Source organism: Alphaproteobacteria bacterium LSUCC0719 (genome assembly GCA_040839025.1).
Classification (GTDB): domain Bacteria; phylum Pseudomonadota; class Alphaproteobacteria; order Puniceispirillales; family Puniceispirillaceae; genus UBA8309.
Genome location: JBFPJN010000002.1, coordinates 216,852 through 241,781, shown reverse-complemented (window position 1 = coordinate 241,781; position 24,930 = coordinate 216,852). Strand labels below are relative to the sequence as shown.

22 protein-coding genes and 1 pseudogene are annotated in these 24,930 nt (G+C 60.0%); 17 read left to right on the top strand and 6 right to left on the bottom strand.

Annotated elements, in window-relative coordinates; genetic code table 11:
• The 3 genes from edd to gap form a co-directional block, all read right to left on the bottom strand.
• A complete protein-coding gene (edd, locus tag AB3X55_05820; protein MEX0503097.1) occupies positions 1 to 1,827 on the bottom strand; it encodes a phosphogluconate dehydratase in 1,827 nt (608 codons plus the stop codon).
• A gap of 128 nt (positions 1,828 to 1,955) precedes the next feature.
• Complete coding sequence (zwf, locus tag AB3X55_05815) at positions 1,956 to 3,407, bottom strand: glucose-6-phosphate dehydrogenase (protein ID MEX0503096.1); 1,452 nt, start codon at positions 3,405 to 3,407, stop codon at positions 1,956 to 1,958.
• A 79-nt stretch (positions 3,408 to 3,486) separates the two neighbouring features.
• Positions 3,487 to 4,485: a type I glyceraldehyde-3-phosphate dehydrogenase gene (gap, locus tag AB3X55_05810; GenBank protein MEX0503095.1), complete on the bottom strand. Its 999-nt coding sequence runs from the start codon at positions 4,483 to 4,485 to the stop codon at positions 3,487 to 3,489.
• 225 nt (positions 4,486 to 4,710) lie between these two features.
• On the opposite strand from gap, the gene AB3X55_05805 reads away from it, so the two are divergent.
• The 3 genes from AB3X55_05805 to pobA all read left to right on the top strand — a co-directional run bounded on the left by AB3X55_05805 (position 4,711) and on the right by pobA (position 8,014).
• On the top strand, positions 4,711 to 5,955 hold the full coding sequence (locus tag AB3X55_05805; protein ID MEX0503094.1) for an ROK family transcriptional regulator: 1,245 nt from the start codon (positions 4,711 to 4,713) through the stop codon (positions 5,953 to 5,955).
• Positions 5,956 to 5,981: 26 nt separating this feature from the next.
• Positions 5,982 to 6,776 carry a phytanoyl-CoA dioxygenase family protein gene (locus tag AB3X55_05800; protein ID MEX0503093.1) on the top strand — a complete coding sequence of 265 codons (795 nt, stop codon included), beginning with the start codon at positions 5,982 to 5,984 and terminating at the stop codon, positions 6,774 to 6,776.
• Positions 6,777 to 6,844: 68 nt separating this feature from the next.
• On the top strand, positions 6,845 to 8,014 hold the full coding sequence (gene pobA, locus AB3X55_05795; GenBank protein ID MEX0503092.1) for a 4-hydroxybenzoate 3-monooxygenase: 1,170 nt from the start codon (positions 6,845 to 6,847) through the stop codon (positions 8,012 to 8,014).
• 17 nt (positions 8,015 to 8,031) lie between these two features.
• Here pobA and AB3X55_05790 read toward each other — a convergent pair whose 3' ends face one another.
• Positions 8,032 to 9,402, bottom strand: coding sequence for a DNA polymerase IV (locus tag AB3X55_05790; protein MEX0503091.1), 1,371 nt, complete (start codon positions 9,400 to 9,402; stop codon positions 8,032 to 8,034).
• A 299-nt stretch (positions 9,403 to 9,701) separates the two neighbouring features.
• On the opposite strand from AB3X55_05790, the gene AB3X55_05785 reads away from it, so the two are divergent.
• From AB3X55_05785 to AB3X55_05760, 6 genes and pseudogenes are all read left to right on the top strand, one after another.
• Entirely contained in the window at positions 9,702 to 10,760 is a 1,059-nt protein-coding gene (locus tag AB3X55_05785) for a substrate-binding domain-containing protein (GenBank protein MEX0503090.1), read from the top strand.
• Between the two features lie 72 nt (positions 10,761 to 10,832).
• Positions 10,833 to 12,218: a phosphate ABC transporter permease subunit PstC gene (gene pstC, locus AB3X55_05780; GenBank protein ID MEX0503089.1), complete on the top strand. Its 1,386-nt coding sequence runs from the start codon at positions 10,833 to 10,835 to the stop codon at positions 12,216 to 12,218.
• 7 nt (positions 12,219 to 12,225) lie between these two features.
• Positions 12,226 to 13,530, top strand: a complete 1,305-nt coding sequence (gene pstA / locus AB3X55_05775; protein MEX0503088.1) for a phosphate ABC transporter permease PstA — start codon at positions 12,226 to 12,228, stop codon at positions 13,528 to 13,530.
• Positions 13,531 to 13,614: 84 nt separating this feature from the next.
• Positions 13,615 to 14,403, top strand: a pseudogene (gene pstB / locus AB3X55_05770) (phosphate ABC transporter ATP-binding protein PstB).
• An 83-nt stretch (positions 14,404 to 14,486) separates the two neighbouring features.
• Positions 14,487 to 15,200: a phosphate signaling complex protein PhoU gene (gene phoU / locus AB3X55_05765; GenBank protein MEX0503087.1), complete on the top strand. Its 714-nt coding sequence runs from the start codon at positions 14,487 to 14,489 to the stop codon at positions 15,198 to 15,200.
• Positions 15,201 to 15,315: 115 nt separating this feature from the next.
• Positions 15,316 to 16,155, top strand: a complete 840-nt coding sequence (locus tag AB3X55_05760; GenBank protein ID MEX0503086.1) for an enoyl-CoA hydratase — start codon at positions 15,316 to 15,318, stop codon at positions 16,153 to 16,155.
• Positions 16,156 to 16,171: 16 nt separating this feature from the next.
• On the opposite strand, the gene AB3X55_05755 is transcribed toward AB3X55_05760, so the two are convergent.
• On the bottom strand, positions 16,172 to 17,458 hold the full coding sequence (locus AB3X55_05755; GenBank protein MEX0503085.1) for a malonyl-CoA decarboxylase family protein: 1,287 nt from the start codon (positions 17,456 to 17,458) through the stop codon (positions 16,172 to 16,174).
• A 210-nt stretch (positions 17,459 to 17,668) separates the two neighbouring features.
• Between AB3X55_05755 and AB3X55_05750 the strand changes: the two genes are divergently transcribed.
• From AB3X55_05750 to AB3X55_05730, 5 genes are all read left to right on the top strand, one after another.
• Positions 17,669 to 18,847, top strand: coding sequence for an acetyl-CoA C-acyltransferase (locus AB3X55_05750; protein MEX0503084.1), 1,179 nt, complete (start codon positions 17,669 to 17,671; stop codon positions 18,845 to 18,847).
• Between the two features lie 30 nt (positions 18,848 to 18,877).
• On the top strand, positions 18,878 to 20,398 hold the full coding sequence (locus AB3X55_05745; protein ID MEX0503083.1) for a hypothetical protein: 1,521 nt from the start codon (positions 18,878 to 18,880) through the stop codon (positions 20,396 to 20,398).
• Position 20,399: 1 nt separating this feature from the next.
• Complete coding sequence (locus tag AB3X55_05740; GenBank protein MEX0503082.1) at positions 20,400 to 21,497, top strand: ATP-binding protein; 1,098 nt, start codon at positions 20,400 to 20,402, stop codon at positions 21,495 to 21,497.
• A 71-nt stretch (positions 21,498 to 21,568) separates the two neighbouring features.
• Entirely contained in the window at positions 21,569 to 22,282 is a 714-nt protein-coding gene (locus AB3X55_05735; GenBank protein MEX0503081.1) for a response regulator, read from the top strand.
• 79 nt (positions 22,283 to 22,361) lie between these two features.
• Entirely contained in the window at positions 22,362 to 22,775 is a 414-nt protein-coding gene (locus tag AB3X55_05730) for a hypothetical protein (GenBank protein ID MEX0503080.1), read from the top strand.
• Here the strand turns inward: AB3X55_05730 and AB3X55_05725 are convergent.
• Positions 22,770 to 22,922, bottom strand: a complete 153-nt coding sequence (locus AB3X55_05725) for a DUF2256 domain-containing protein (protein MEX0503079.1) — start codon at positions 22,920 to 22,922, stop codon at positions 22,770 to 22,772. The genes AB3X55_05730 and AB3X55_05725 overlap by 6 nt on opposite strands.
• Before the next feature lie 48 nt (positions 22,923 to 22,970).
• Between AB3X55_05725 and AB3X55_05720 the strand changes: the two genes are divergently transcribed.
• The 3 genes from AB3X55_05720 to AB3X55_05710 all read left to right on the top strand — a co-directional run bounded on the left by AB3X55_05720 (position 22,971) and on the right by AB3X55_05710 (position 24,890).
• Entirely contained in the window at positions 22,971 to 23,459 is a 489-nt protein-coding gene (locus AB3X55_05720) for an arsenate reductase ArsC (GenBank protein ID MEX0503078.1), read from the top strand.
• The gene (locus AB3X55_05715; protein ID MEX0503077.1) at positions 23,456 to 24,124 is read left to right on the top strand and encodes an aquaporin; all 669 of its coding nucleotides are present in this window, start codon (positions 23,456 to 23,458) and stop codon (positions 24,122 to 24,124) included. Before AB3X55_05720 ends, AB3X55_05715 begins: the two co-directional genes overlap by 4 nt.
• 79 nt (positions 24,125 to 24,203) lie before the next feature.
• The gene (locus AB3X55_05710) at positions 24,204 to 24,890 is read left to right on the top strand and encodes an orotate phosphoribosyltransferase (GenBank protein MEX0503076.1); all 687 of its coding nucleotides are present in this window, start codon (positions 24,204 to 24,206) and stop codon (positions 24,888 to 24,890) included.
• Positions 24,891 to 24,930 lie beyond the last annotated feature (40 nt).

Sequence of the window (24,930 nt, the reverse complement as noted above, 5' to 3'; positions counted from 1 at the left end):
TCAGATCTCCGTAAAGGTAAGTCCGGCACCCTGCTCCGCCGATCCGGAGGCGGCGCGCATGGCACTGAAAAGGGGACGGGCAAAGCCGCGCTGCGGGGCGCTGTTGACCGGGCCGGACACAGGCCGCGTCGACAGCTCGGCGGCAACATCAAGTGTCCCGGCACGCGCGTCAAGCCGAATGATGTCACCGTCCATGACCTGGCCTATGGCGCCGCCCGATACCGCTTCCGGGGTCACATGAATGGCCGCTGGAATGGTTCCCGATGCGCCGGACATGCGCCCATCGGTGACAAGCGCGACGGCAAAGCCCTGATCCTGAAGGTTGGCAAGCATCGGTGTCAGGCTGTGAAGCTCGGGCATGCCGTTGGCCTGTGGGCCCTGGCCGCGAACCACGACAACGACATCACGGTTCAGTTTGCCGTCCGCATAGGCGGCCTTGACCGCAGCCTCGTCGGTGAACACGGCGGCCGGTGCCTCGATGACATGGCGGTCCTCTGTGACCGCCGAAATCTTGATCACCGCCTTGCCAAGATCACCATCCAGCATGCGCAGCCCGCCATTCGGGGCATGCGGATTGCTGACCGGACGCAGGATCTCCGGGTCAAGCGATGTGTCGGGAGCGGGACGCCAGCTCAATGTGCCGTCAGCAAGAACGGGTTCACTGGCATAATCGGCAAGGCTGCTGCCGGCAATTGTGGTGGCGCTGCCGTCAAGAAGACCGGCGCCGAGCAACTCGCCGATGACATAGCCCATGCCGCCAGCGGCGTGGAAATGGTTTACATCCGCCTGCCCGTTCGGATAGACGCGGGCAAGAAGAGGGGTGACTTCCGACAGATCGGCGAAATCTTCCCAGGCAAGGGTGATACCGGCAGCCGCTGCCATGGCTGGCAGATGCAGCGTGTGGTTTGTCGATCCACCCGTGGCGTGAAGCCCGACAATGGCGTTGACGAAGCTTCGCTCGTCGAGGCAGCGGCCGATAGGCCGCGGGTCGCCACTGCCGCGGGCAATTTCGATGGCGCGCTCGGTCGCCGCCACTGTCAGCGCGTGGCGAAGATCGTCATGCGGGTTGACAAAGGCTGCGCCGGGAAGATGCAGGCCCATCACCTCCATCAGCATCTGGTTCGAGTTTGCGGTGCCGTAGAAGGTACAGGTTCCCGGCCCGTGATAGGCGGCCACCTCGGATCGCAGCAGATCCTCGCGCGTGGCCTCACCGCGGGCAAAGGCCTTGCGGATGGCGGCTTTTTCGGCATTTGGCAGACCACTTGTCATCGGACCGGCCGGGACAAAAATCACCGGAAGATGGCCGAATGACAGTGCCCCGATCACCAGTCCCGGCACAATTTTGTCACAGACACCAAGGCACAGTGCTGCGTCATAGACACCATGCGACAGTCCTATTGCGGTCGCCATGGCAATGACATCGCGGCTGAGAAGCGACAGTTCCATGCCGGGGCGGCCCTGGGTAACGCCATCGCACATTGCCGGCACGCCGCCAGCCACCTGTGCGGTCCCACCGGCGGCGCGGGCGGCGGCACGGATCACCTGTGGATAGGTCTCGAAAGGCTGATGCGCCGACAGCATGTCGTTATAGGCGGTGATGATGCCGATATTGGCGACGGGCCGGCCACTGGCCGCCAGAACATTGTCCTGGTCTTCACCGGCCGCAGCGGCGGCGTGCGCCATGTTTGAACATCCAACCTGACGGCGGTCGCTGTCCGGCGATTCCTCCATCGCCGCGATATCATCGAGATAGGCTTGGCGGCGATCATGGCTCCGCTGGCGAATCCGTTCGGTGACGCTGGCAACGCGGTCGTGAAGTTCGGTCATCTCATGCTTTCCTGACGCCGGGGAATTCCGATGCTGTCTGTGACTATCTCACAGCAGAGGGTGCCTGTCATAGGGGCTTGGTCTTCATAGGGGCTTGGTCTTCATACGGGCCCAGTCTTCATACAGGCCTAGTCTTCATACGGGTCGACCCACGCATGGCCGTCATGACCAAGCAGGCTGTCGGCAGGCCCCATGGTGCCGGACCGGTAGAGTTCGGGCGCACGGTCACGGATCATGTCTATCACAGGGTCAATGATATCCCAGGCGGCAAAGACCTCGTCACGCCGCATGAACAATGTCTGGTTGCCGCGCGCGGTGTCCATCAGCAGTCGCTCATAGGCATCGGGCAGACGTGAATCAAAGGTGTCGCCAAAGCTGAGATTGAGTTCGGACGGGAAAAGCCGCATGCCGCCAGGCCCCGGCTCCTTTGAGATCAGCTGCAGACGCAGCCCTTCGCGGGGCTGCAGGCGGATGATCAGCCGGTTTGGGGGGCTGTCGATATCACCACCGCCATTGCGCTGGAAGATATCATGCGGGCGCTGCTTGAAGGTGATGACGATTTCCGAAGCCCGGCGCGCCAGCTTCTTGCCGGTGCGGATATAGAAGGGAACCCCGGCCCAGCGCCAGTTATCAACCGCCAGCTTCATCGCCACAAAGGTTTCGGTGTTGGAGTGCCGGCCAAGCTCGGTGGCGTATTCCTGATACTGGCCGCAGACAACATCCCCGGTTGCAAGCGGGCGGATGGCCCGAAGGACGCGCAGTTTCTCGTCGCGAACCTGATCAGCGTTGAAAAAGGATGGCGGTTCCATCGCGACCAGACAGACAAGCTGCAGAAGATGGTTCTGCACCATGTCGCGAACAGCGCCATAGGCGTCATAGTAATCAGCGCGGGTATCGACCCCAACCGTCTCGGCGACGGTGATCTGCACATGGTCGATATGGCTGTTGTTCCACTGGGTCTCGAAAATCACATTGGCAAAACGCAGCGCCATCAGATTCTGGACCGTTTCCTTGCCCAGATAATGGTCGATCCGGTAGATCTGTGATTCATCGAAGATATCGGCAAGTTCGGCATTGATGGTGCGGCTGGACTCGCCGTCATGACCAAGCGGCTTTTCAACCACAAGCCGCGCCTGTGGGGTCACAAGGCCACTTGCCTTCAACAGGCGGGTGGCGTCACCAAACAGGCTTGGCGCGATGGCAAGATAAAAGATCGTCGGTCTGTCAGCATTGGCGCGCGTGGCAATGAAGCTGGCCAGTTCGTCGGCGCCATCTCCGGATTTCACATCCAGGGTCAGAAGTGTGATCAGTGTGAGGAATCCCTGCCACTCTGCCTCGCTGGCATGGCCGCCTGTCAACGCATCTTCACAGAACGGGCGAAGCCGTGCGGCGAAGTCGTCAATGTCCATCGCGTGACGCGCCGCTGCCGCGATCCGGAACTCCGCAGTGACCTGGCCGTCGAGATAGCGCCAGAAAAGAGCTGGAAATATCTTTCTCAGCGCCAGATCGCCAGTGCCACCGACAATGATGTAGTCGCTCGGGCTGAGATTGACAGATGTTGCTTTTGCGTCACTCATCATCACGGTTCCTGCTGCGTTGGTCCGATCGCCATTCTGGCACCCCTGTTTCAAAGTTCCAGAGTTTCAGAGCTTCAGTGTGTCAGAGTTTCAGGATTGTTGTGGCGGTGTCCAGCATCCGGTTCGAAAAACCCCATTCATTGTCATACCAGGCAAGCACCCTTGTCATGCCGTCTGGCATGACGCGCGTCTGATCAAGATGCACAATGGCCGAAGCGGGATCATGGTTGAAATCACTGGAAACCAGTGGCCGATTGGTCACATTCATCACCGGCGCCATTCTTGCGGCAGCCGCGATCAGGGCCGCGTTGATATCTTCGGCCGGCATTTGTCTGGTTGGCTCGAACACAAGATCGACAGCCGATACATTTGGTGTCGGCACCCGGATCGCGACACCGTCAAGCTTGCCGGCAAGCTGCGGAAGGACCAGGCCGACGGCGCGCGCGGCACCGGTCGTCGATGGCACCATGTTCAGCGCCGCGGCGCGGGCCCGGTAGGGGTCTTTGTGATCGCCATCGACCAGGTTCTGGTCCCCTGTATAGGCATGGATGGTGGTCATGAAACCCTGGTTGATGCCGCAGCATTCCTGAAGCGCGGCGGCTACCGGTGCCAGACAGTTGGTGGTGCAGGAAGCGTTCGAGATAATCCGCATGTCCGATGTCAGGCTGTCATGATTGACGCCATAGACGATGGTCGCATCGGCGCCGCTTGACGGTGCCGAAACAAGCACCCTGCCGGCGCCGGCCTCGAGATGGCGTGTGGCGTCCGTGGCGGATGTAAAGATACCGGTGCATTCCATCACCAGATCGATCCCGCGCTCACCCCAGGCGCATTGCTCCGGCTCGCGATGGCTCATATAGGCGATGCGGTGCCCGTCAACTTCCAGATAATCCGGGCCGTGGCTGATCGGGCAGGTCAGGCGTCCATGTGTGGAATCAAGCTCCAGGAGCAGGGCGGCGGTTTCGGCAGGTGCCAGATCATTGATGGCGACAATCTGGAAATCGTCGCGTGGCGCTTCGATCAGGGCCCGCAGCACATTGCGGCCAATCCGTCCAAATCCGTTTATCGCAACCTGTTTCATATCCGGCACCCTCAATGATTGTTGCCAGCCTGATACATCACCATCACGCTGTGGTCAATTAATAATTCAATTTGATTTAATAATAAAGCCCTGTAGCCTACAACCAGATGCCTGCTGCGGTATCGGCGGTCCGCCGACGCGCGTGACAGCCGGTCATCATGGGCGCAATTGTGTTTGTGGAGCGGTGATATTATTCTGCCGACAGCACGCAAGGGGGCATTGCTGATGAACACCCGGTCACCGGCTGGCCAATCACCGATTGGCGACCATATTTCGGCTTCGCTTCATGGCGGCAATCAGGTCAGTGTCGGACAGTATAATGAACGGCTCGTCATTTCATTGCTGCGCCGGCATGGCTGGCTGACCAAGGCCGATCTGGCGCGCATGACCGGGCTGTCGGCGCAGACCATGACGGTTATCGTCAAGCGCCTGGTTGCTAGCGAATTGCTGCTCAGCGGTGATAAGATGCGCGGGCGCGTTGGCCAGCCGTCAACGCCTTTCGCGCTGAACCCGCTTGGTGCGGTGTCGATCGGCATCAAGATCGGGCGGCGGTCGCTTGACCTGATCGCCATGGGGTTTGACGGCACGGTGCTGGCCCGGCGCACAGAACGGTTTGCGCTGCCGGATGCGGCGGCGACATTGCGGTTGATTGATGAAAATCTGCCCGGTCTGCTGAAAGATCTGCCGACCGAGCAGCAGACGCGCATCCTTGGTGCCGGTGTTGCGATGCCGCGGACGCTTGCCGGGTGGGAAAGCGAGCTTAATCTTCCCGCCGGGGCGCTTGCCGACTGGAATGATGTCGATATTGTTGCCGAGGTTGAACGCCGGATTGGCGCGTCGACCTATCTTCTTCACGATGTATCGGCGGCCTGTCTCGCCGAGCTGTGTTTCGGTCTTGGCAAGGGCATCCAGAATTTCCTCTATCTCTATGTTGGCAGTTTTGTCGGTGGGGGGCTGGTATTGTCAAACCAGCTGCAGACCGGCGCGCGCGGCGCGGCGGCGGCCATCGGCTCGCTTCCCACGGCGCTGCTTGCTGATGATGGCGGGCCGGGGATGCCGCCGCAATTGATAGAAAAGGCCTCGCTGACAGGGTTTGAGGCGCTGGTGCGTGCGGCCGGGCGCGAAGATCCGCACTCCTTTTACTATGGCGAGCAGGATGACACCACGATCAGGGTCTTTACCGAATGGGCCGAGGGCGCGTCGCGCAGTCTTGCCTTTGCCATTGCCGCCACGGCCTCGATCCTCGATCTCGATGCGGTCATTCTGGCTGGGGGACTCCCCGACGACCGCACTGCCGATCTGCTGCGGATGACAGACGCGGCGCTTGGCGACTACAACACCAAGGGTCTGCACCTGCCGCAGCTTCATCAGGCCGAGATTGGTATCACCGCACGGGCCATTGGAAGCGCCTTTTTGCCGATTTACGCGAATTTCTCGCTTGATCGGGATTCGCTGTTGATCAACATCTAGAGGCCGGGACCAGTAGGGAGCCGGATATGCATCCGCTGTTGAATGAACATGATATCGACTCCTATGCCCGTGATGGCGCGGTGCTGATTCGGGGCCTGTTCGCCGCTCATGTCGATACCATTGCTGCCGGCATTGCCTGGAATATGGACCATCCCGGACCCTATGCAGCAGAGAATCTGAAGCCTGGCGAAGGCGGCAGGTTCTTTGACGACTACTGTAACTGGACCCGCATCCCGCATTTTCAGGAGGTCATTGCCGACCCGACCATTGGCGAGGTGGCGGCCGATCTGATGCGAACCGACACTGTCCAGATGTTCCACGATCATGTTCTGGTCAAGGAACCCGGAACCGCCAAGCCAACGCCCTGGCATCAGGACAGCCCGTATTATTTTGTCGAGGGACAGCAGACCGTCAGCTTCTGGTGCCCCGTTGATCCAGTTGGCGAGGCGACGCTTCGCTGTGTTGCCGGCTCGCATCGCTGGCCGCGGCCCGTACTGCCGACCCGCTGGCTGTCGGAAGAGACATTCTACGCCGATGACAGCGCCTATATGCCGGTTCCAGATCCCGACGCCGAAGGTATGAAGATCCTCGAATGGCCGATGCAGCCGGGTGATGCGGTGGCGTTTGATTTCCGGGTTCTGCATGGTGCGCGCGGCAATCACAGCAGCACCCGTCGCCGCGCCTTTTCGTTGCGCCTTGTCGGCGATGATGCCCGCTATGTGGAACGACCCGGCCGGACCTCGCCGCCATTTCCCGGCCATGACATGCGACCGGGTGAACGATTGCGCGAAGACTGGTTCCCCACTATTTTCCAGCGCTAGAATGTTGGTGTCGGCCACAGCGTGACCGGAGCCGCCGGGAATGACCGATCCGAAGTAGGAGTGTGAAGGTGCGTAAACAGGTTGTCATCGTCGGGGCTGGCCCGGCAGGGTTGCTTCTTGGACGGCTTCTCGATCTTGCGGGGATCGACAATATCGTCCTTGAACGCCAGTCGCAGGATTATGTGCTGGCGCGCATCCGTGCCGGCATTCTTGAGCAGACGACGGTTGATCTAATCCACCGCGCCGAGGCAGGCCAGCGGCTTGCCGCAGAAGGCATTCAGCATCACGCTGTTCATCTGGCCTTTGATTACAAGGCGGTGTCCATCGGCCTGTCGAACCATACCGAAGGCAAGGTTGTCACCGCCTATGGCCAGACCGAGGTGACCCGCGATCTGTGCGATGTCCGGGACGCATCGGGAAGCGAGACAGTCTACGAGGCAGTGGATGTCGAGATCCACGACTTCGACGGCGCAAACCCCTATGTCACCTATGTAAAGGACGGCGTCACACACCGGGTCGACTGCGATCTGATTGCCGGCTGTGACGGCTATCATGGGGTGTGCCGGAAATCGATACCCGAAGGTGCCATCACGACCTATGAAAAACTGTATCCCTTTGGCTGGCTGGGGTTGCTCTCCGAAACCCGCCCGGTGGCGCATGAGGTGGTGTACGCCAATACCGAACGGGGCTTTGCGCTCTGCTCGATGCGGTCGATGACACGCTCGCGCTACTACATCCAGTGCGATGTCGATGACAAGGTTGAAAACTGGTCGGATGACGCCTTCTGGGATGAATTCCGCCGCCGTCTGCCACCCGAAATGGCCGAGTCACTGGAAACCGGCCCGTCGATCGAGAAAAGCATCGCGCCGCTGCGAAGTTTTGTAGCCGAACCGATGCGCTTTGGCAGGCTGATGCTGGCTGGGGACGCGGCGCATGTTGTGCCGCCGACAGGCGCCAAGGGGCTGAACCTTGCAGCCTCCGACATCCATTACATGTATGACGCCATCCTCGCCTTCTGTGCCGACCGGGACGAAGCCGCGCTTGATGAATATTCACGCCGTGCCCTGGATCGGGTGTGGAAGACCGAACGGTTTTCCTGGTGGCTGACCAATCTGACTCATCGGTTCAATGATGATGCCTTTGAACAGCGGATGAAAGAGGCCGAGCTGGCCTATATCACGACATCCGAGGCCGGTCGCAGGATGGTTGCCGAAAACTATGTCGGGCTGCCACTCTGATCCCGGCGGGCGGGCTTCTAGGCGTCAGCGTCTCCACCCCCATCCTCATGCAGACTGTCGAGTGAGGGCCGCTGGCGGGTTGGGTCGTCTTCAGGCCGGTGGCGCCGCCTGAACCGCCGCCCGGTCTGCAGTGAGTCACGACCCATCCTGGCGTGAAGGTCATCGATCGCCGCTTCCAGATCATCACGTCGCCGGCTGTTGTCATCCGCGATATCAAGCAGCCCCTGACCCTGCGGTGGTCCAAGCTGGTCAGCCCCGATCCCCAGTAGCCGGTAGCGCTGTCCCTTGCCGGTTTCGCGCGCCAGCAATTCCCGGCCGACAGCAAACAGCGCATGCGCCTTGTCGGTGCGTTCACCCAGTGTCTGGCTCCTCGTCAGCAGACTGTGATTCGGGCGTTTCAGCTTCAATGTCACACGTCCACCGGCAAGTCCCTGGGCCTTCATCCGGGTTGATACCTTGAGGCACAGCGTCTCAAGTTCGGCCTCCAGTTCGGCCTGCGTCGACAGATCGGTAATGAAGGTGGTTTCGCTCGAAATGCTCTTCGCTTCCCGGTCGGGGGTTACCGGCCGGGGGTCGATTCCGGCGGCAAGATTGCGGATGGTTGGTGCGCCGCGGCCAAGCAGGGCTGTCAGCTCACGCGGGTTGGCGGCAACAAGATCACCGCAGCTTGTGATGCCGGCTGAGGCAAGCCTTGCCACCGCCGCCTTGCCAAGCCCGAAAAGCACCGAAACAGGTTGCGGTGCAAGCCAGGCTGCCGCCCCCGTCATGTCGATGGCAAAGAACCCGTCCGGCTTGTCCCTGTCGGATGCCATCTTGGCCAGCGACTTGGTGCCACTCAGACCAATCGAGACGGTGATCCCGATATCCTCGCGAATGGTGCGCTGCAACCGCAGAAGCGATTCTGCCGCCGTGCAGCCATGCAATGCCTCGGTGCCGGCAAGATCAAGAAAAGCCTCGTCGATCGACAGCGGCTGCACAAGCGGCGTCAGCGCCAGCATATGCGCCCTTATGGCGCGGCTGATGCTGACATAATGATCCATTCGCGGGCGGATCACCACCGCGTCCGGACAGCGTTTCAGGGCCTGCCATGTCGGCATTGCCGAACGCACACCAAACTGGCGGGCAATATAGCAGGCAGCCGCGACCACACCGCGTTCCCGTCCCCCGACAATGACCGGACGGTCGCGGATGTCCGGATTGTCGCGCTTCTCGACAGACGCATAGAAGGCATCGCAATCAACATGTGCGATGGTCAGGCTGAACAATTCCCGCCCGCTGCGAACATCGGCTGATCCACAGGACGGACAATTGGCTGGGGGTGTCGTGCCACCAACATGGCCACTGCGAAGGCAGGACCGGCACAGCATCTGGAAAGCGCCGCCACTCATCGGCACGGCGCGGCCCGGTCACCGCCGCGCGTGATCCGGTATGTCGTGATCAGGTGTGTGGTGTGACTGGTCCCCCTCGACATCAAGGTCTGACGTCCCCTGCTGATATCCTTACCGCCAGCTTGATGGCCGGCATCATTCAACAATACCGGTTTCAGCCCGGTCTGTAAGCCGGCAACCCGCGATCCAGTACACAGTGATGAAGAACCATGTAACAAAACTGTAATATCGACGTATGAAATCTGTAACGCACCGGGTGCAAAAGGTTGTCATTAACCACCCCACGCAGGAGAGTCATTATGCGTTTCATCCTTGCTCTTGTCGGTGCGGTCGCGTTTGTCGGTGCCACAACCGCCGCCAGCGCCCGTGATTACGTCAGCATCGCCGGGTCTTCGACCGTGCTGCCATTTGCCACCATCGTGGCCGAACAGCTTGGCAACAACCCGTCATTCAAGACTCCAGTCGTCGAATCGGGCGGATCGTCTGTTGGCAAGAAAGGTGTCTGCGAAGGCATCGGCACAGAATTCATCGACATTGGCAATGCATCCTCGCGGATGAAGATTGGCGAGCTTGAATATTGTGACGGCAACGGCGTCGACCTGACCGAAATCAAGGTCGGCTATGACGGCATCGTGATTGCCAACTCCAAGGATGGCCAGCCTCTGCTGATTTCCAAGGCGGATCTCGGCATGGCCCTGACAGCAATGGTTCCGGCCTGTGCGGACGGATCTTCAGCTGCCGATTGCACAAAGATGATCCCCAACCCGTTCACCAAATGGAGTGACATCAACGCCGATTATCCGGATATTGAAATCCGCGTCTATGGCCCGCCGACAACCTCCGGCACCCGTGCCTCGTTTGCCGAAATGGTGAATGAAAAAGGCTATTGCGCCAAGAATGACATGGCCAAGGCAGCCCTTGCCGCGGCCGGTGCCAAAGCCAAGATCTGCCGCGCGATGCGCACCGATGGTGCCTATGTCGAGGCCGGCGAGCAGGACAATCTGATTGTCCAGAAACTGCAGGAAGACCCGACCGCCTATGGCATTTTCGGCTTTTCCTATCTGGATCAGAACAGCGATGCCCTGCAGGGCGCGGTGATCGACGGCACCAACCCGACCTTCGATGAAATCGCGGATGGCAGCTATTCGGTATCGCGTGCGCTGTATTTCTATGTGAAGCACGCGCATATCGGTGTTGTTCCCGGCATCAACGAGTATATGGCCGAGTGGGTCAAGCACTGGGGTGACGATGGCGCATTGTCGGATGCCGGCATGATCCCGATGCCGGAAGACGAGCGTGCCAAGTATGCCGCCGCGATGAAGGACCTGCCGAAACTTACGGCAGATATGCTCAAGTAAGGCTGGCAAATTTACCGAGAGCCGGCTACAAAGCCGGCTCTCGTTCTTTAATTTCATTGCATGGAGGCCGAGGTGAACAGCTTTTCGCTTGCTATCGCGGTTCTCTTGTTCAGCTCCGGCTATTTCCTCATTGGCAGCCGCGCTTCGGTGGCACATCGTGCCAGTGGTCGGCGTCTGCATTCCCTTCCGCATTATTACGGTATCTATGCCGGCCTTGTTGCGGCCATCCCGGCGCTGCTGCTTCTTGCCGTGCTGGCAATTGGCGACGACATCGTCTTCCGGTCACTGGCGATGGATTTTGTCCCGGATGAAGTCAGGGCCGATAAAGATTACAGTGAAGTGATTGTTCTGGCGCGGATCACCAATGTCGTCGACGGCATCAATTTCGGCGAGCAGCCGCAATGGGTATATGACGCCGCCGCGGCCTGGAAGGGGTGGGACGCGAATTCCACGACAGTGAAGACAGTCACCGTTCTCAGCCTGTCGCTTGTTGGCGGCCTGATTGCTTATCGGCAGATCAATCCATCGTTCCGCTCGCGCAATGCTGTTGAACGCATCCTGATGATTGTTCTCGCCGGAAGTTCGGCCATCGCCATTTTCACGACCATCGGGATCGTGTTTTCGGTGGTGTTCGAATCGCTTCGCTTCTTCGCTCTTGTTCCGGTCAGCGAGTTTCTGTTCGGCACAACCTGGAACCCCCAGTTCGAAGGTGCCGAACGCGCCGGTTCCGGCCAGATGGGGCTTGCCACCTACGGGTCGGTACCGCTGTTTGCCGGCACGTTCCTGATCTCGGTTGTGGCGCTGTGCGTGGCGGTGCCGGTAGGGCTGTTCAGCGCCATCTATCTGTCCGAATATGCGTCACCGCGCATGCGGGCCTTGATCAAGCCGGTGATGGAGCTGCTGGCCGGTGTGCCGACAGTTGTCTATGGCTTTTTCGCCGCGTTGACCGTGGCCCCCTTCATCCGTGCCACAGGAATGAATCTTGGCCTCGATGTGGCGTCGGAATCAGCACTTGCCGCCGGTCTGGTAATGGGAATCATGATCATCCCGTTCGTGTCGTCGCTGTCGGATGACGTCATAAATGCGGTGCCGCAGGCACTTCGCGACGCCGCCTACGGGCTTGGCAGCACGCAGAGCGAGACAGTCCGTCAGGTGGTGCTGCCGGCGGCGCTGCCCGGTGTGGTGGCGGCCGTTCTTCTTGCTGTGTCACGGGCTGTCGGCGAGACGATGATTGTGGTGATGGCGGCTGGACTTGCCGCCAATCTGTCGCTCAACCCGCTTGACGCGGTGACAACGGTGACATCGCAGATTGTCACCATCCTTGTCGGGGATCAGGAATTTGAATCCGCGAAAACCCTGTCGGCCTTCGCCCTTGCCCTGACCCTGATCGTGATCACGCTGGCGCTGAATTTCGTTGCCCTGCAGATCGTCAAGAAATACCGAGAGCAATATGACTGAGAACCGCATGAAAGGAACGGGCGGCGGCATGATCAGCCCGCAGGAAGCGGCGGTGAGGGTCCAGGCCAATCTGGCGGCGCGGCGTGCGCGTGAACGCCGGTTCCGCGCCTATGGCCGCATTGCCATCGGGATCGCGCTGGCGTTTCTGGTGACGCTGTTCGTGTCGATTTTTTCAAAGGGCATCCCCGGCTTTTTCCAGCATTATGTGACGCTGGAAGTCGCGCTGGACCGTGCCAAGCTGGACCCGGTTGGCGATCTTTCCGTGCAGTCGCTTTACGACGGTGACGCGCGCGGGGTGCTGCGGGCCGCGCTGTATGAAGCCACCGGCGCATCCGGGCGATCGGGGCGCAAGGCGGCTGGCAAGATCATCTCTGCAGGTGCCGAGCAGCGCCTTCGCAACGCCATTCTTGACGATCCGTCCATTCTCGACACCACCCGGCGCATGACCTTTGCTGTGGATGATGATGTGGATTCCTTCCTGCGGGGATTCATCAAACGCGAGACCCCGGAACAGGATCGTCGCATCAATGACAAGATGATCGGCTATATCGACGCGCTACAGGATCAGGGGCTGATCAGCTTTCAGTTCAGCGACTACCTGATTTTTGGCAGCGCCTCGCGCAATGCGGAAATGGCTGGCATTTTCGGGGCGTTGATCGGCTCGTTGCTGACGCTTGCCGTCTGCCTTGTGCTGTCCTTTCCGATTGGCGTTGCAACGGCGGTCTATCTTGAGGAGTTTGCGCCGAAAAACCGGCTCACCGAAATCATCGAGATCAATATCAACAATCTGGCCGCCGTGCCGTCGGTTGTCTTCGGGATCCTCGGTCTGGCGATCTTTATCGGTGTGTTCGGTATGCCGCGGTCGATTCCGCTGATCGGCGGGGTTGTGCTGGCGCTGATGACACTGCCAACCATCATCATCTCGTCGCGTGCCGCGATCCGCGCCGTCCCGCCAAGCATTCGTGATGCCGCGCTTGGTGTTGGTGCCTCGCGCGTGCAGACGATGCTGCACCATGTTGTGCCGCTGGCCATGCCGGGCATGCTGACAGGCACCATTATCGGCATGGCGCAGGCGCTTGGTGAAACCGCGCCACTGCTGATGATCGGCATGGTGGCCTTTATCGTCGACGTGCCGGGAGGCGTGACGGACCCGGGAACGGTGCTTCCGGTGCAGATTTTCATGTGGGCGGATTTCGCCGAACGCATGTTCGTGCTGAAAACCTCGGCTGCGATCATGGTGCTGCTGGCATTCCTGATCCTGATGAACGCGGCGGCCATTATAATTCGCAAAAAACTGGAGAGACGGTGGTAGAGTTCCGCCTTCAGGGACCATCCGATGGATTCGCAGATGATGAATAGTGCCGACCAGACCAAGACACTGGAAATATCGAACATCCCGTCGGAGACGGTTGGCGATATTCATGTCGAACATCCCCGGATGACGGCGCGGGCGGTCAATGTGTTCTATGGCGACAAACGCGCCATCGACAATGTGTCACTCGATATCGCCGAGAAACAGGTGATTTCCTTCATCGGACCGTCAGGCTGTGGCAAATCCACGTTTCTGCGCTGCCTCAACAGAATGAACGACACCATCGATATCTGCCGGATTGAAGGCACCATCGCCCTTGATGGACAGGATATCTATGCGCCGCATATCGATGTTGTGCCCCTGCGGGCGCGCGTCGGCATGGTATTTCAAAAGCCAAACCCGTTCCCGAAATCAATCTATGACAATGTTGCCTATGGCCCCCGTATTCATGGACTGGCCTCAAGCCGTGGCGAACTTGACGATATCGTCGAGAATTCGCTGGTGCGGGCCGGCCTTTGGGACGAGGTAAAGGATCGCCTCGCCCAGCCGGGGACAGGCCTGTCGGGTGGCCAGCAACAGAGGCTGTGTATCGCCAGGACCATTGCTGTCAGCCCGGAAGTGATCCTGATGGATGAGCCATGCTCGGCACTTGACCCGATTGCCACGGCACGGATTGAGGAACTGATCCACGAACTGAGCGCCGAATTCACGATTGTGATTGTCACCCATTCCATGCAGCAGGCGGCGCGTGTCTCGCAGCGGACAGCCTATTTCCACCTCGGCCGGCTGGTCGAGGTCGGTGATACCGAACAGATTTTCACCAAACCGCAGCATGAAATGACGCATAATTACATTACAGGCCGTTTCGGCTAGGTTTGAATGGTCATATTCACGAGGATTTGTGCCGGTTCCGGCACCATGATGACAGGCACGATAACGTGCGACGGGAGATACCGATGAGCCAGGTTGCGCATACAAGCAGCGCTTTTGCCCAGGATCTTGAAGAACTGAACATGGGAGTCGTCAAGCTTGGCGCGCTGGCAGCCCGGCAGCTCAATGCATGCCTGCGCGCCATGTCGGATTTTCAGGCAAGCCGCGTGGATATGCTGATTGAACGCGACGTGGAACTTGACGACCTCGAGGCGCATCTCAACGAAAAGGTGTTTCATATCATCACAGTGCGCGCACCGCGTGCCGAAGATCTGCGGCGCGTCCTTGCCGCGGCAAAGGCAGCCCAGAACCTCGAGCGGATCGGCGACTACGCCCGCAATACAGCCAAGCGTACGAAAGCCATCATGGCCAGCGAGGCGGACAATCTTCCCTGGGACCAGTTGATCGAGATGGGCACCATGGTGGCAGCAATGATCGACGATGTGCTGGTCGCGCACCAGAAAGGTGATCTTGACGCTGCGCAGGCCATCCGCAATTCCGACGTTCATGTCGACAAGCTTCATACCGCGTTCTTTGGCACGGTCATCGCCGATATGGAGGCTGGCAATCTGCCACCACTTGTCGGTGTGCATCTTCTGTTCATCGGCAAGAATCTCGAACGGATCGGCGATTTCACAACCAGCCTTGCCGAACAGGTGCTGTTCATCGAAACCGGTGAAACGGTTGAGACAAGCCGGCCCAAGGCGGACCGCACAAGCTGGATGATCGAGGAAAGCTGAGCCTGCCTGATCACCGTCATGGCCGCCCCCCTGCCACCGGCAAGACTTGTCGTTGATGCCGGCCTCGCGCTAGCCTGTCTGCCAATGCTGTTCCAGACAACGCCCGGAGACCCTGATGAGTGATGGTGACATGGCAAGCAACGCCACCGATGATGTGCTTGTCCATTCCAGCTGCGATGCCGATGGCATTCTGCGCCTGACATTGAATGCGCCTGGAACGCGCAACGCGCTGTCCGAAGCCATGATGACATCGCTTGCGGCCGCGCTCGAGGCGGCGGCTGACAGCAAGGCCGTCCGGGTGATTGTCATTGCCGCCAATGGTCCCGTGTTCTGCGCTGGCCACAATCTCAAGGAGATGGCGGCGGCGCGCGCTGCACCGGAAAATGCCGATGACCGCGGGCGGGCCTATTTCACCCGCATTCTGACCCAATGCTCGGCATTGATGGCATCGATTCCCGCGCATCCGAAACCTGTCATCGCCGAGGTCGCCGGGACGGCGACGGCCGCCGGCTGCCAGCTTGTGGCAAGCTGTGATCTGGCTGTCGCGGCGGAGGGCGCACATTTTGCCACCCCCGGGGTTCATATCGGTCTGTTCTGTTCCACCCCGATGGTGGCACTGTCGCGCAATGTGGCGGCAAAGCACGCTATGGAGATGCTGTTGACGGGTGACCCCTGTCCGGCATCGCGCGCCGCCGAGATCGGGCTCGTCAACCGCGCTGTGCCCGCATCCGAACTGTCCGACACTGTCATGGAGATGGCGCGGCGTATCGCTTCGAAATCAACCGCCACCGTGGGGTTTGGCAAACCGGCATTCTACCGGCAGGCCGAACGACCGCTTGTCGAGGCCTATGAATATGCGGCCGCAGTGATGGTCGACAACATGCTGGCCAATGATGCCGAGGAAGGTATTGCCGCCTTCATCGAAAAGCGTCCGCCGCGCTGGTCCGACAGCTGACCGCGACAGCCCGTCATCAGCGCTGTCCGAGTCGTCGCAACATCGCCGACAGCGGCACCGCCCTTGTTGCGTGGAATGTCTCGTGATTGGCCTCGACGACGTCAAGGTCATAGAGATAATTCACCATCAGCCCGCCAGACTGTTGCATGCCCTTTGGTGACCTGTCGGCACCAAAATTCAGCTGTTCGAGAATGGCGCCATTGCCAAGATGGAAGCGCGCGACAGGATCGTTCGGCCAGCCGTCCTCGCGGTCAGGTTCGGTGAAATAGCGAATGGCGGCGGCAAGAAAGGCAGCTTCATGCTGTGCGGCCTCGCCATTCCAGAACCCGGCATCATCGGTGTCAAAGACCGTCGCAAGATCGGGCACATTCTTTCGCAGCCATCGCATCAGGCCGGGTACCGGCGACAGGGTGACAAAGCGTTTCAGATCCGGAAATTCCTGTTTCAGTTCCTGGGCCACGCGTTTGATCAGGAAATTGCCAAAGGAAATGCCGGCAAGCCCGGCCTGACAGTTCGAGATCGAATAGAAGACCGCGGTGCTGGCGCTTGCAGCCGGCAGCGCCTCGCGGTCAATGACCAGAACCGAGTCAATGTCCCGCGGGATGTCCTCGGTCAGCGCAACCTCGACAAAGATCAACGGCTCTTCAGGCATGCTGGGATGGAAAAACCCAAAACAGCGCCGGTCTTCAGGGGCAAGCCGCGCGCGCAGGTCATCCCATGATGAAATGGCGTGGACAGCCTCATAGGCAATGATCTTCTCCAGAATATTGGCCGGTGTTGACCAGTCGATGGGCTGCAGGATCAGAAAGCCCGGATTGAACCACATGCGAAGCAGTGATTTCAGCCCGCTATCGAGGCGGGTGATATCGGCAGACTGTGCGGTCAGGCCCAGCAATCGCTGACGAAGCCGGACCAGCCGCACGGTGCCGCCATTGGTGGCGTTCAGCCGCCGGAACAGCTCCATCCATCGCGGTTCGGCAATCGCGGCGATGCCGGCAAGTTTGCCGGCGTCGGGATCCGCTGCATAGGCGGCTGCGGCCTGTGCCAGCCGGGTGCCATCCAGATCGAATCGCGTTGCGATATCCGTCATCAACGCGGCCAGCCGACTGTCATCCATGGATTCGATCTGGTCGAGAAGGGAATGCGCGGAGACAAGCGAGGACACGTCGCCGGTGGCGGAAAGTACGGCATCGACAGCCGCCTCCGGGTCATTGTCAATTCCGGCAGGTTGCCGCCAGCCCAGCGTGGCCATGCGAACCGGCGCGTTGACCAGCGCTGTCAGCATTGATTGGAGGATGCGCATTGCGTGCCTTTTGCGGACGAAACCATGTTGGTGGCGCACCCGGTGCGCGCCTGAAACCCCGTTGTCCGGATTATGGCACGGATTCGCGGTGCTGCGGAATTGAAAAGGTCGGCGGCAGCGCCTAGGATGCGTAGCCACGCAAGCTGATGTGACCGATCGGAATGACACGCCAGCGCGCCAGGGAGAATGATCATGTCCGAGTCCGCAACCCTGTCTGAAATTGTTATTGCCGGGGCCGCTCGCACGCCGATGGGCGGCTTTCAGGGAGACCTGTCTTCGATGACGGCGCCACAGCTTGGTGGCGCTGCGATCGGTGCCGCGCTCGCCGATTGCGGTGCTGCGGCCGGGTCGGTTGACGAGGTGTTGATGGGCTGTGTCCTGCCGGCGGGTGTCGGTCAGGCACCGGCCCGTCAGGCCGGCTTTGCCGCCGGTCTGGATGAATCCGTGCCTGCATCGACAGTGAACAAGGTATGCGGGTCCGGCATGCGGACCGTGATGATGGCGCATGACATGATCCGCGCCGGCACGGCTGGCCTTGTTGTCGCCGGTGGTATGGAAAGCATGACCAATGCCCCCTATCTGTCGCCGGCCACGCGCGGCGGGGCCAGACTGGGCCATCAGTCATTGCAGGACCACATGTTCCTTGACGGGCTGGAAGACGCCTATGACCGCGGCAAGCTGATGGGACGCTTTGCCGAGGATTGCGCGTCATGCTATCAGTTTTCGCGCACGGCACAGGATGACTATGCCCTGCAGTCACTTGCCAACGCGCGCGCCGCTCAGGACAACGGGGCCTTTGACGGTGAAATTACGCCTGTCACCTTCAGCACCCGCAAGGGCGATGTCACCATCACGTCTGACGAACAGCCGGCCAAGGCGCGGCCCGAAAAGATTCCACAGCTGAAGCCTGCCTTCGTCGCTGACGGCACGGTGACGGCGGCCAACGCCTCGTCCATCTCCGACGGGGCGGCGGCGCTCATTGTCACCAGCGCGGCCAAGGCGGATGAACAGGGGCTGAAGGTGCGCGCCCGGATTTGCGGTCATGCCAGCCATGCCCATGCCCCGCAATGGTTTACCACGGCGCCGGTCCCGGCAGCGCAGAAGCTGCTGGAAAAGCTTGGCTGGCAGACAGGTGATGTTGATTTATGGGAGGTCAATGAAGCCTTTGCCGTGGTGCCGATGGCTTTCATGCACGAGCTTGGTCTGCCACGCGAACGGGTGAATGTGAATGGCGGTGCCTGTGCGCTTGGCCATCCGATCGGCGCGTCGGGAAGCCGGATCATTGTGACCCTGCTTCACGCGCTGGAAGCACGTGGGTTGAAGCGCGGCGTGGCTGCGATTTGTATTGGCGGCGGCGAGGGCACCGCCATCGCGGTTGAGCGCATCTAGCGCGCTCACGCGATTGCGAGGGAACAGACGGTGGCAGGACAGCTGAACAACATGGTGCTTGCCGATCCACGCCGCGAGGGGCGGGTGGCGCCTATCGCGGTCATCGACATCGGCTCGAACTCGATCCGTCTTGTTATCTATGCCAGTGGCGGCCGATATCCGTTTCCCCTGTTCAATGAACGGTCGAACTGCCGTCTTGGCGAGGGCCTTGGTGAAGACGGGATGTTGCAGACCGAGCGGATCACGGTGTCGCTGGCGGCATTGTCGCGTTTCGCAAGGCTCATGAAATCTATGGGTGTTGCCGCCATTCATGCCGTTGCCACGGCGGCGGTAAGGCGAGCCCATAATGCGGCTGAATTCATCGCTCCGGCTGAGGTCATTCTCGGCCAGCCAATCGGCGTTCTGAGCCAGCGTGAAGAGGCACATTTCGTGGCGCGTGGCCTGACATTGAACATTCCCGAGGCAACAGGTCTGGTGGCTGACCTTGGTGGTGGCAGTCTCGAGGTTGTCGCGCTTGAAAACGGTCAGGCCCAGCAATCGACAAGTTTCAATTTCGGTCACCTGTCAACTGTGGAAGCCGCCGAGATCGACCATGCCATTGCGGAAGTGCCCTGGCTTGCTGCCAGGCCGGAGACACGAATTTTTGGTGTCGGCGGGTCGTTCCGCGCGCTCGGCCTTGCCTATATCGAGCAGACAGGTTACCCGCTGCCGGTTCTTCATGGATTGCGCATTCCAGCCGATGACGCTGGCAACATGCTGTCGGCGTTCTGCCGAACTGACCCCGATCTGTCCGGTGTGCCGCTTGGCCGTCAGAAAACAATGCCGACAGCGGCGCTGATCATGCGTGCGTTGCTTCGCCAGAGCCGTGCTGAAAGGCTTGTTGTCAGCGGCACCAGTATCCGTGACGGGCTGATTGCCGATCTCGAGCTTGGGGCCCTCGACAGGGCGGATTTCCTGCTTGTCGTCTGTCAGGAAATTTCACGGGCCTCGCATCGCTTCCCCGGCGTTCCCGGTGCGTTGGTCGCGTTGCTGCGGCCCTTGTTCAGACCGCGCGACGATCAGACCGCCGACGAGGTGGACATTGACCGGAAACGGTTTGACAGGCTGCTGGAGGCAGCGTGTTTCCTGTCCGACATGTGCTGGAACGAGCATGAGGATGTGCGCGGTGATCTTGGCGCGCGGCGTGTTCTCGGCCTGCCGGTGAACTGTGTTACCCACAAGGAGCGGGTCTGGCTCGCCACCGCAATCTATCACCGTTATGTCGGACGCAAGACCAACAAGTCGCGGCCGACCGAACTGTCGGTCCTGCTCAGCCGTCGCCGCCGCGCCGAAGCAACGGTGATTGGCCTTGGGTTGCGTTTCGCGCTGACCTTTTCCGGTGGCACGGCGCAGAATCTCGACCAGATCCGCCTCAGCAATGATGGGACAACATTGACGCTTCACGTTGGTGCCGGGTGCGCCGCCCTTGTCGACAGCCATGCAATGCGCCGCTTCCAGCAGGTGGCGCAAAGTGCGAATCTCGAGGCTGACATCAATTATGACAGCCCCTAAGATGACACCTTCAGACGACCATCTTTCCCGGCCGGATGTGACAGCGGATGCCCATGCGGCAAACAGCCGTTCTGCGGACATGCAGGGCGCGCTGACCGAGATTGGCGCCATGCTCGACGACGGTCTGCTTGTCGTTGACGGTGACGGCACGGTGAGATTGGCCAACAACGCGGCGGTGCGGTTTCTGGGTGAGGGGCTTGTTGGCCGGGAACTGGCCGACGTCATCCCGGCGCCGGATGTCCTTGATATCATCGCTGGCCGCGAGGCCGAACGGATGTTCATCTTCACCGCCAAGACCAGTGTCGCGATGGAATTCGATGTGCGGGTTCGCCGGCTGGATGACGGCCGGATTATCGTCATGCTTCTCGACATGACATTGCAGCGCAACCTTGAAAAGGTGCGGCGCGATTTTGTGGCCAATGTCAGCCACGAGCTTCGCTCACCGCTGACAAGCCTTGCCGGTTTTATCGAGACGATCCTTCTCAATGATGTTCGGGACTGGCCGACACAGCAGCGGTTCCTGCGCATCATGGCCGAAGAGGCAGGTCGTATGTCGCGTCTGATCGACGATCTGCTGTCGCTGTCGCGGGTCGAGGTTGATGAACATATCATTCCCGACGAGACAGTGCCGCTTCTTGAAGTTGTGAAAGCGGTGATCGCAAGTCTCGAGACACAGGCCACCCGAAAGGGCATGCGGATCCGGCTGGATGACAGGCGGCCGGTATCCGCGTCGCGGCTGGTCATGTTCGGTTTCGCCGACGAGATCAACGAGATCTTTCACAACCTGATCGAAAACGCCATCAAATACGGTTTTGACGATACCGAGATCGTGGTCGATCTTGAACTTGCCAATCCGGGGCAGGTCGTTATTTCGGTCACCAATCATGGCGAATCGATCGCGGACAAACATATCAACCGGCTGACCGAAAGATTCTACCGTGTTGACAAGGCACGCTCGCGCAAGATCGGCGGTACGGGCCTTGGTCTTGCCATCGTCAAACATATCGTCAATCGACATCGCGGCACCATGCATGTCAGCAGTACCGATGCCGGTGTAACCCGGTTTGCCGTGACCCTGCCGGTAATGGCGCAGTCATGAAGAGTCATAAAATTGCAATATTGTCATGTCACACCTTGCCTGATGCGGTGTGTGGAAAGGCAAGGCAATAGATGTCCATCCGTATTCTTGTCGCTGATGATGAGCCCAATCAGCTTGAGTTGCTGACCTTCAATCTGGTGCAGGCGGATTACGAGGTCATTCGTGCCGAGGATGGCCAGCAGGCGCTGGACATGATCGAGGAACATCGTCCCGATCTTGTGATCATCGACTGGATGATGCCGCGGATGTCGGGGATTGATGTCTGCCGCACGCTGCGCTCCCGCAGCGATACAAAACATCTCCCGATTATCATTCTGAGTGCCCGTGGCGAAGAGGGCGATCGCACACTGGGCCTGGATATCGGTGCCGATGACTATATCTCGAAGCCGTTTTCCCCGCGCGAGATGATCAGCCGTGTTCGGGCATTGCTTCGCCGGGCGCATCCGGCGCTTGTTGACGAGATTCTGGAATTTCACGATCTGCGGTTCAACCAGTCGACAATGGAGATCACCCGTGCCGGGCATCCGGTGTCACTTGGGCCGAAGGAAAGCCGGCTCCTGGCAATCCTGATGGAACGACCGGGACGTGTATTCAGCCGGACCCAGCTTCTGGACCTGGTCTGGGGGCATGGCGTCTATGTCGAGGAACGGACGGTGGACGTCCATATCTCACGGCTTCGCAAGGCCATCAACAATCCCGCGGGTGACGATGCCGGCGGCGGCAATCTGATCCATTCCGTGCGCGGCAGTGGCTATGCACTCCGCGCCCCGACCGACGCGCTGTAACAGCCTGTCTGTAACCGCTGGATTACCGTTTGTGAACATGGCAGCATGCCACCTTCCAACATCCTGACCGGAGATCGCCATGACCCCGTCCGATTCCCCATCCGGGGCACATTTCGTGCCGCTTGCGGTGATCATGTCAGACTATGGCGGCAGTCTGGCTGCCTATATGACCGCCACGCACAGCCGTGACAATGTCATCACCATGCAGGTCGAGATGGAGGTGGCCGGCGTCAGTGGCCGCAAATTCATGGTTGCCGTCGCCGTGACATGGAATTTCGACAGCGCCGAGGCATTGCAGGACGCCGCCACCGAGGATTGTCCGGCCGACCATGAATCTGTGTTCGCCTGGGTGCCCGCCGACAGGTTTGGCGGTGATGATTTCGGCATCTATATCGATGATATCGGTGTTGGCGACCAGCTTCAGAACGGGCTTGTCGCCGAGATCATCGAAAAGGCCGGCATCGAACAGGCTGTCGCCGGTGGCCCGTCATGAGGCGCGGCCACGCTGCCCGGCACAGCGTTTCGAACAATAGCGCACATTTTCCCAGTCGCGTTCCCACTTCTTGCGCCAGGTAAAAGGCCTGCCGCAGGTGGCACACAGCTTGGTGGGAAGGTCGCGTTTCTGTAACCGTTTTGTCATGATACCGTCATATCCTGTGCGTCTCACACATGTTTACAGGTCGCCCCGATGACAAGTCCCCGCAATGTTCTTTTTTTGTGTACTGGCAACTCGGCTCGTTCCATTCTCGCCGAGGCCATTCTCCGCCGGGACGGGGTCGGTCGATACGCCGCCTTTTCGGCAGGTTCACAGCCCACTGGCGCTCCCAACCCGGCGGCGCTGGCCACGCTGCGGGCGCGGGGTCTTGAACATGAATTCGCGCGTTCGAAAAGCTGGGATGAATTCGCCGGTGTCGGGGCAGTGCCGATGGATTTGATCATCACTGTCTGCGCCGGTGCCGCCGGCGAGGTCTGTCCGGTCTGGCCGGGGCATCCCCACACCGCGCATTGGGGTGTCGAGGATCCGGCTGCCGTCACCGGGGGCAAGGCGGATATCCAGGCCGCCTTCGCGGCAACCTTTGACCAGATGGAGGCGCGCATTGATGCGCTGTTGGCGCTTGGTGATGCGCCTGTTGCCGAATTGATGCCGGCAATCCGCCGGATCGGAGAGATGCCATGAATGCCCCCTCGATATCGCGCCAGCTTGTCGCCGAGGGTATAGGTACGATGCTGTTGCTGGCCACGGTGATTGGTTCCGGGATCATGGCCGAGAGGTTGGCTGACGGCAATCTGGCGGTGGCGCTTCTTGGCAACACCATTCCGACAGGTTCCATTCTGTATGTTCTGATCACCATCTTCGGTCCTGTTTCCGGGGCACATTTCAATCCTGCCGTGACCCTTGCCTTTGCGATCCGTCGCCAGATCACGGGCACCCGCGCCCTGATGTATGTCGTGATGCAGATTGCCGGGGGTCTGTGCGGCGCCATGCTGGCGCATCTGATGTTCGAGATGCCGGTGCTTCAGCTGTCGCAGAATATGCGAACCGGCGGCGCGCAATGGCTGTCGGAATTTATCGCCACTCTCGGCCTGCTGACGGTGATTTTCGGTGGTCTGCGCTGGCGGCCCGACGCCATTCCGGCGCTTGTTGGTCTTTACATCACGGCGGCCTACTGGTTCACCGCATCAACCAGTTTCGCCAACCCGGCGGTAACCATTGCACGGTCCTTCACCGACAGCTTTTCCGGGATTTTTCCAGCCCACGCGCCGGGCTTCATTCTGGCCCAGCTGGCGGCGGCCATTATCGCTCCGGTTGTCATTGGCTGGATGTTTGCCGACTCCGAGTGACGCCGTTTGCGACGCGTGACGTCGTGGATGACAAGCCGGTGGCCCTTGTCTAATATCCGCTCGCAAATGGAGGCGTGATGTGACCCTTGATTCACAACATACATACGACAAGGCCGCGATTGCCCGTTCGGTGGCGCGAATGCTGCTTGAGATCAAGGCGGTTCTGTTCCGCGCCGATGATCCCTTTACCCTGACATCAGGCATGAAAAGCCCGGTCTATATCGACTGCCGCAAGATCATCGCCTTTCCACGAATGCGGGCGCAGATGATGGATTACGGCCGGACCGTGATCATGAATGACATCGGCTATGAAAGCCTTGACGCTGTTGCCGGCGGCGAGACTGCCGGCATCCCCTTCGCCGCCTGGCTTGCCGAACGGACTGCCCTGCCGATGCATTATGTCCGCAAGAAGCCAAAGGGCTTTGGTCGTGACGCGCGGATCGAGGGCGACATCCAGGATGGTCAGCGTGTCCTTCTTGTCGAGGATCTGACAACCGATGGCGGTAGCAAACTCAGCTTTGTGAACGCCATTCGCGAGGCTGGCGCCGAAGTCGGCCACACATTCGTCATCTTCTATTACGACATCTTCAAGGATACGCCGGAAAAGCTGGCTGCCGAGGGAATCCAGCTTCACTATCTGTCGACATGGTGGGATGTTCTGGCGGCAAGCCGCGAGGCCGGCAGTTTTGACGAGGCGACCCTGTCTCAGGTAGAGGCATTCCTTCATGACCCGCGTGGCTGGTCGAAGTCCAGGGGTGGTGCCTAATCCGTCCTGACAGGGCGTTCAGTCTCCAAATGGAACATCA

What these genes read in the sequence shown, in the direction of transcription:
- zwf (MEX0503096.1), bottom strand. Translation starts at nt 3,407, where the DNA reads ATGATGAGTGACGCAAAAGCAACATCTGTCAATCTCAGCCCGAGCGAC.
- AB3X55_05805 (MEX0503094.1), top strand. Translation starts at nt 4,711, where the DNA reads ATGAACACCCGGTCACCGGCTGGCCAATCACCGATTGGCGACCATATT.
- pstA (MEX0503088.1), top strand. Translation starts at nt 12,226, where the DNA reads ATGAAAGGAACGGGCGGCGGCATGATCAGCCCGCAGGAAGCGGCGGTG.
- AB3X55_05790 (MEX0503091.1), bottom strand. Translation starts at nt 9,402, where the DNA reads ATGAGTGGCGGCGCTTTCCAGATGCTGTGCCGGTCCTGCCTTCGCAGT.
- AB3X55_05725 (MEX0503079.1), bottom strand. Translation starts at nt 22,922, where the DNA reads ATGACAAAACGGTTACAGAAACGCGACCTTCCCACCAAGCTGTGTGCC.
- AB3X55_05740 (MEX0503082.1), top strand. Translation starts at nt 20,400, where the DNA reads ATGACACCTTCAGACGACCATCTTTCCCGGCCGGATGTGACAGCGGAT.
- phoU (MEX0503087.1), top strand. Translation starts at nt 14,487, where the DNA reads ATGAGCCAGGTTGCGCATACAAGCAGCGCTTTTGCCCAGGATCTTGAA.
- gap (MEX0503095.1), bottom strand. Translation starts at nt 4,485, where the DNA reads ATGAAACAGGTTGCGATAAACGGATTTGGACGGATTGGCCGCAATGTG.
- AB3X55_05760 (MEX0503086.1), top strand. Translation starts at nt 15,316, where the DNA reads ATGAGTGATGGTGACATGGCAAGCAACGCCACCGATGATGTGCTTGTC.
- AB3X55_05735 (MEX0503081.1), top strand. Translation starts at nt 21,569, where the DNA reads ATGTCCATCCGTATTCTTGTCGCTGATGATGAGCCCAATCAGCTTGAG.
- AB3X55_05730 (MEX0503080.1), top strand. Translation starts at nt 22,362, where the DNA reads ATGACCCCGTCCGATTCCCCATCCGGGGCACATTTCGTGCCGCTTGCG.
- AB3X55_05755 (MEX0503085.1), bottom strand. Translation starts at nt 17,458, where the DNA reads ATGCGCATCCTCCAATCAATGCTGACAGCGCTGGTCAACGCGCCGGTT.
- edd (MEX0503097.1), bottom strand. Translation starts at nt 1,827, where the DNA reads ATGACCGAACTTCACGACCGCGTTGCCAGCGTCACCGAACGGATTCGC.
- AB3X55_05785 (MEX0503090.1), top strand. Translation starts at nt 9,702, where the DNA reads ATGCGTTTCATCCTTGCTCTTGTCGGTGCGGTCGCGTTTGTCGGTGCC.
- AB3X55_05720 (MEX0503078.1), top strand. Translation starts at nt 22,971, where the DNA reads ATGACAAGTCCCCGCAATGTTCTTTTTTTGTGTACTGGCAACTCGGCT.
- AB3X55_05800 (MEX0503093.1), top strand. Translation starts at nt 5,982, where the DNA reads ATGCATCCGCTGTTGAATGAACATGATATCGACTCCTATGCCCGTGAT.
- AB3X55_05715 (MEX0503077.1), top strand. Translation starts at nt 23,456, where the DNA reads ATGAATGCCCCCTCGATATCGCGCCAGCTTGTCGCCGAGGGTATAGGT.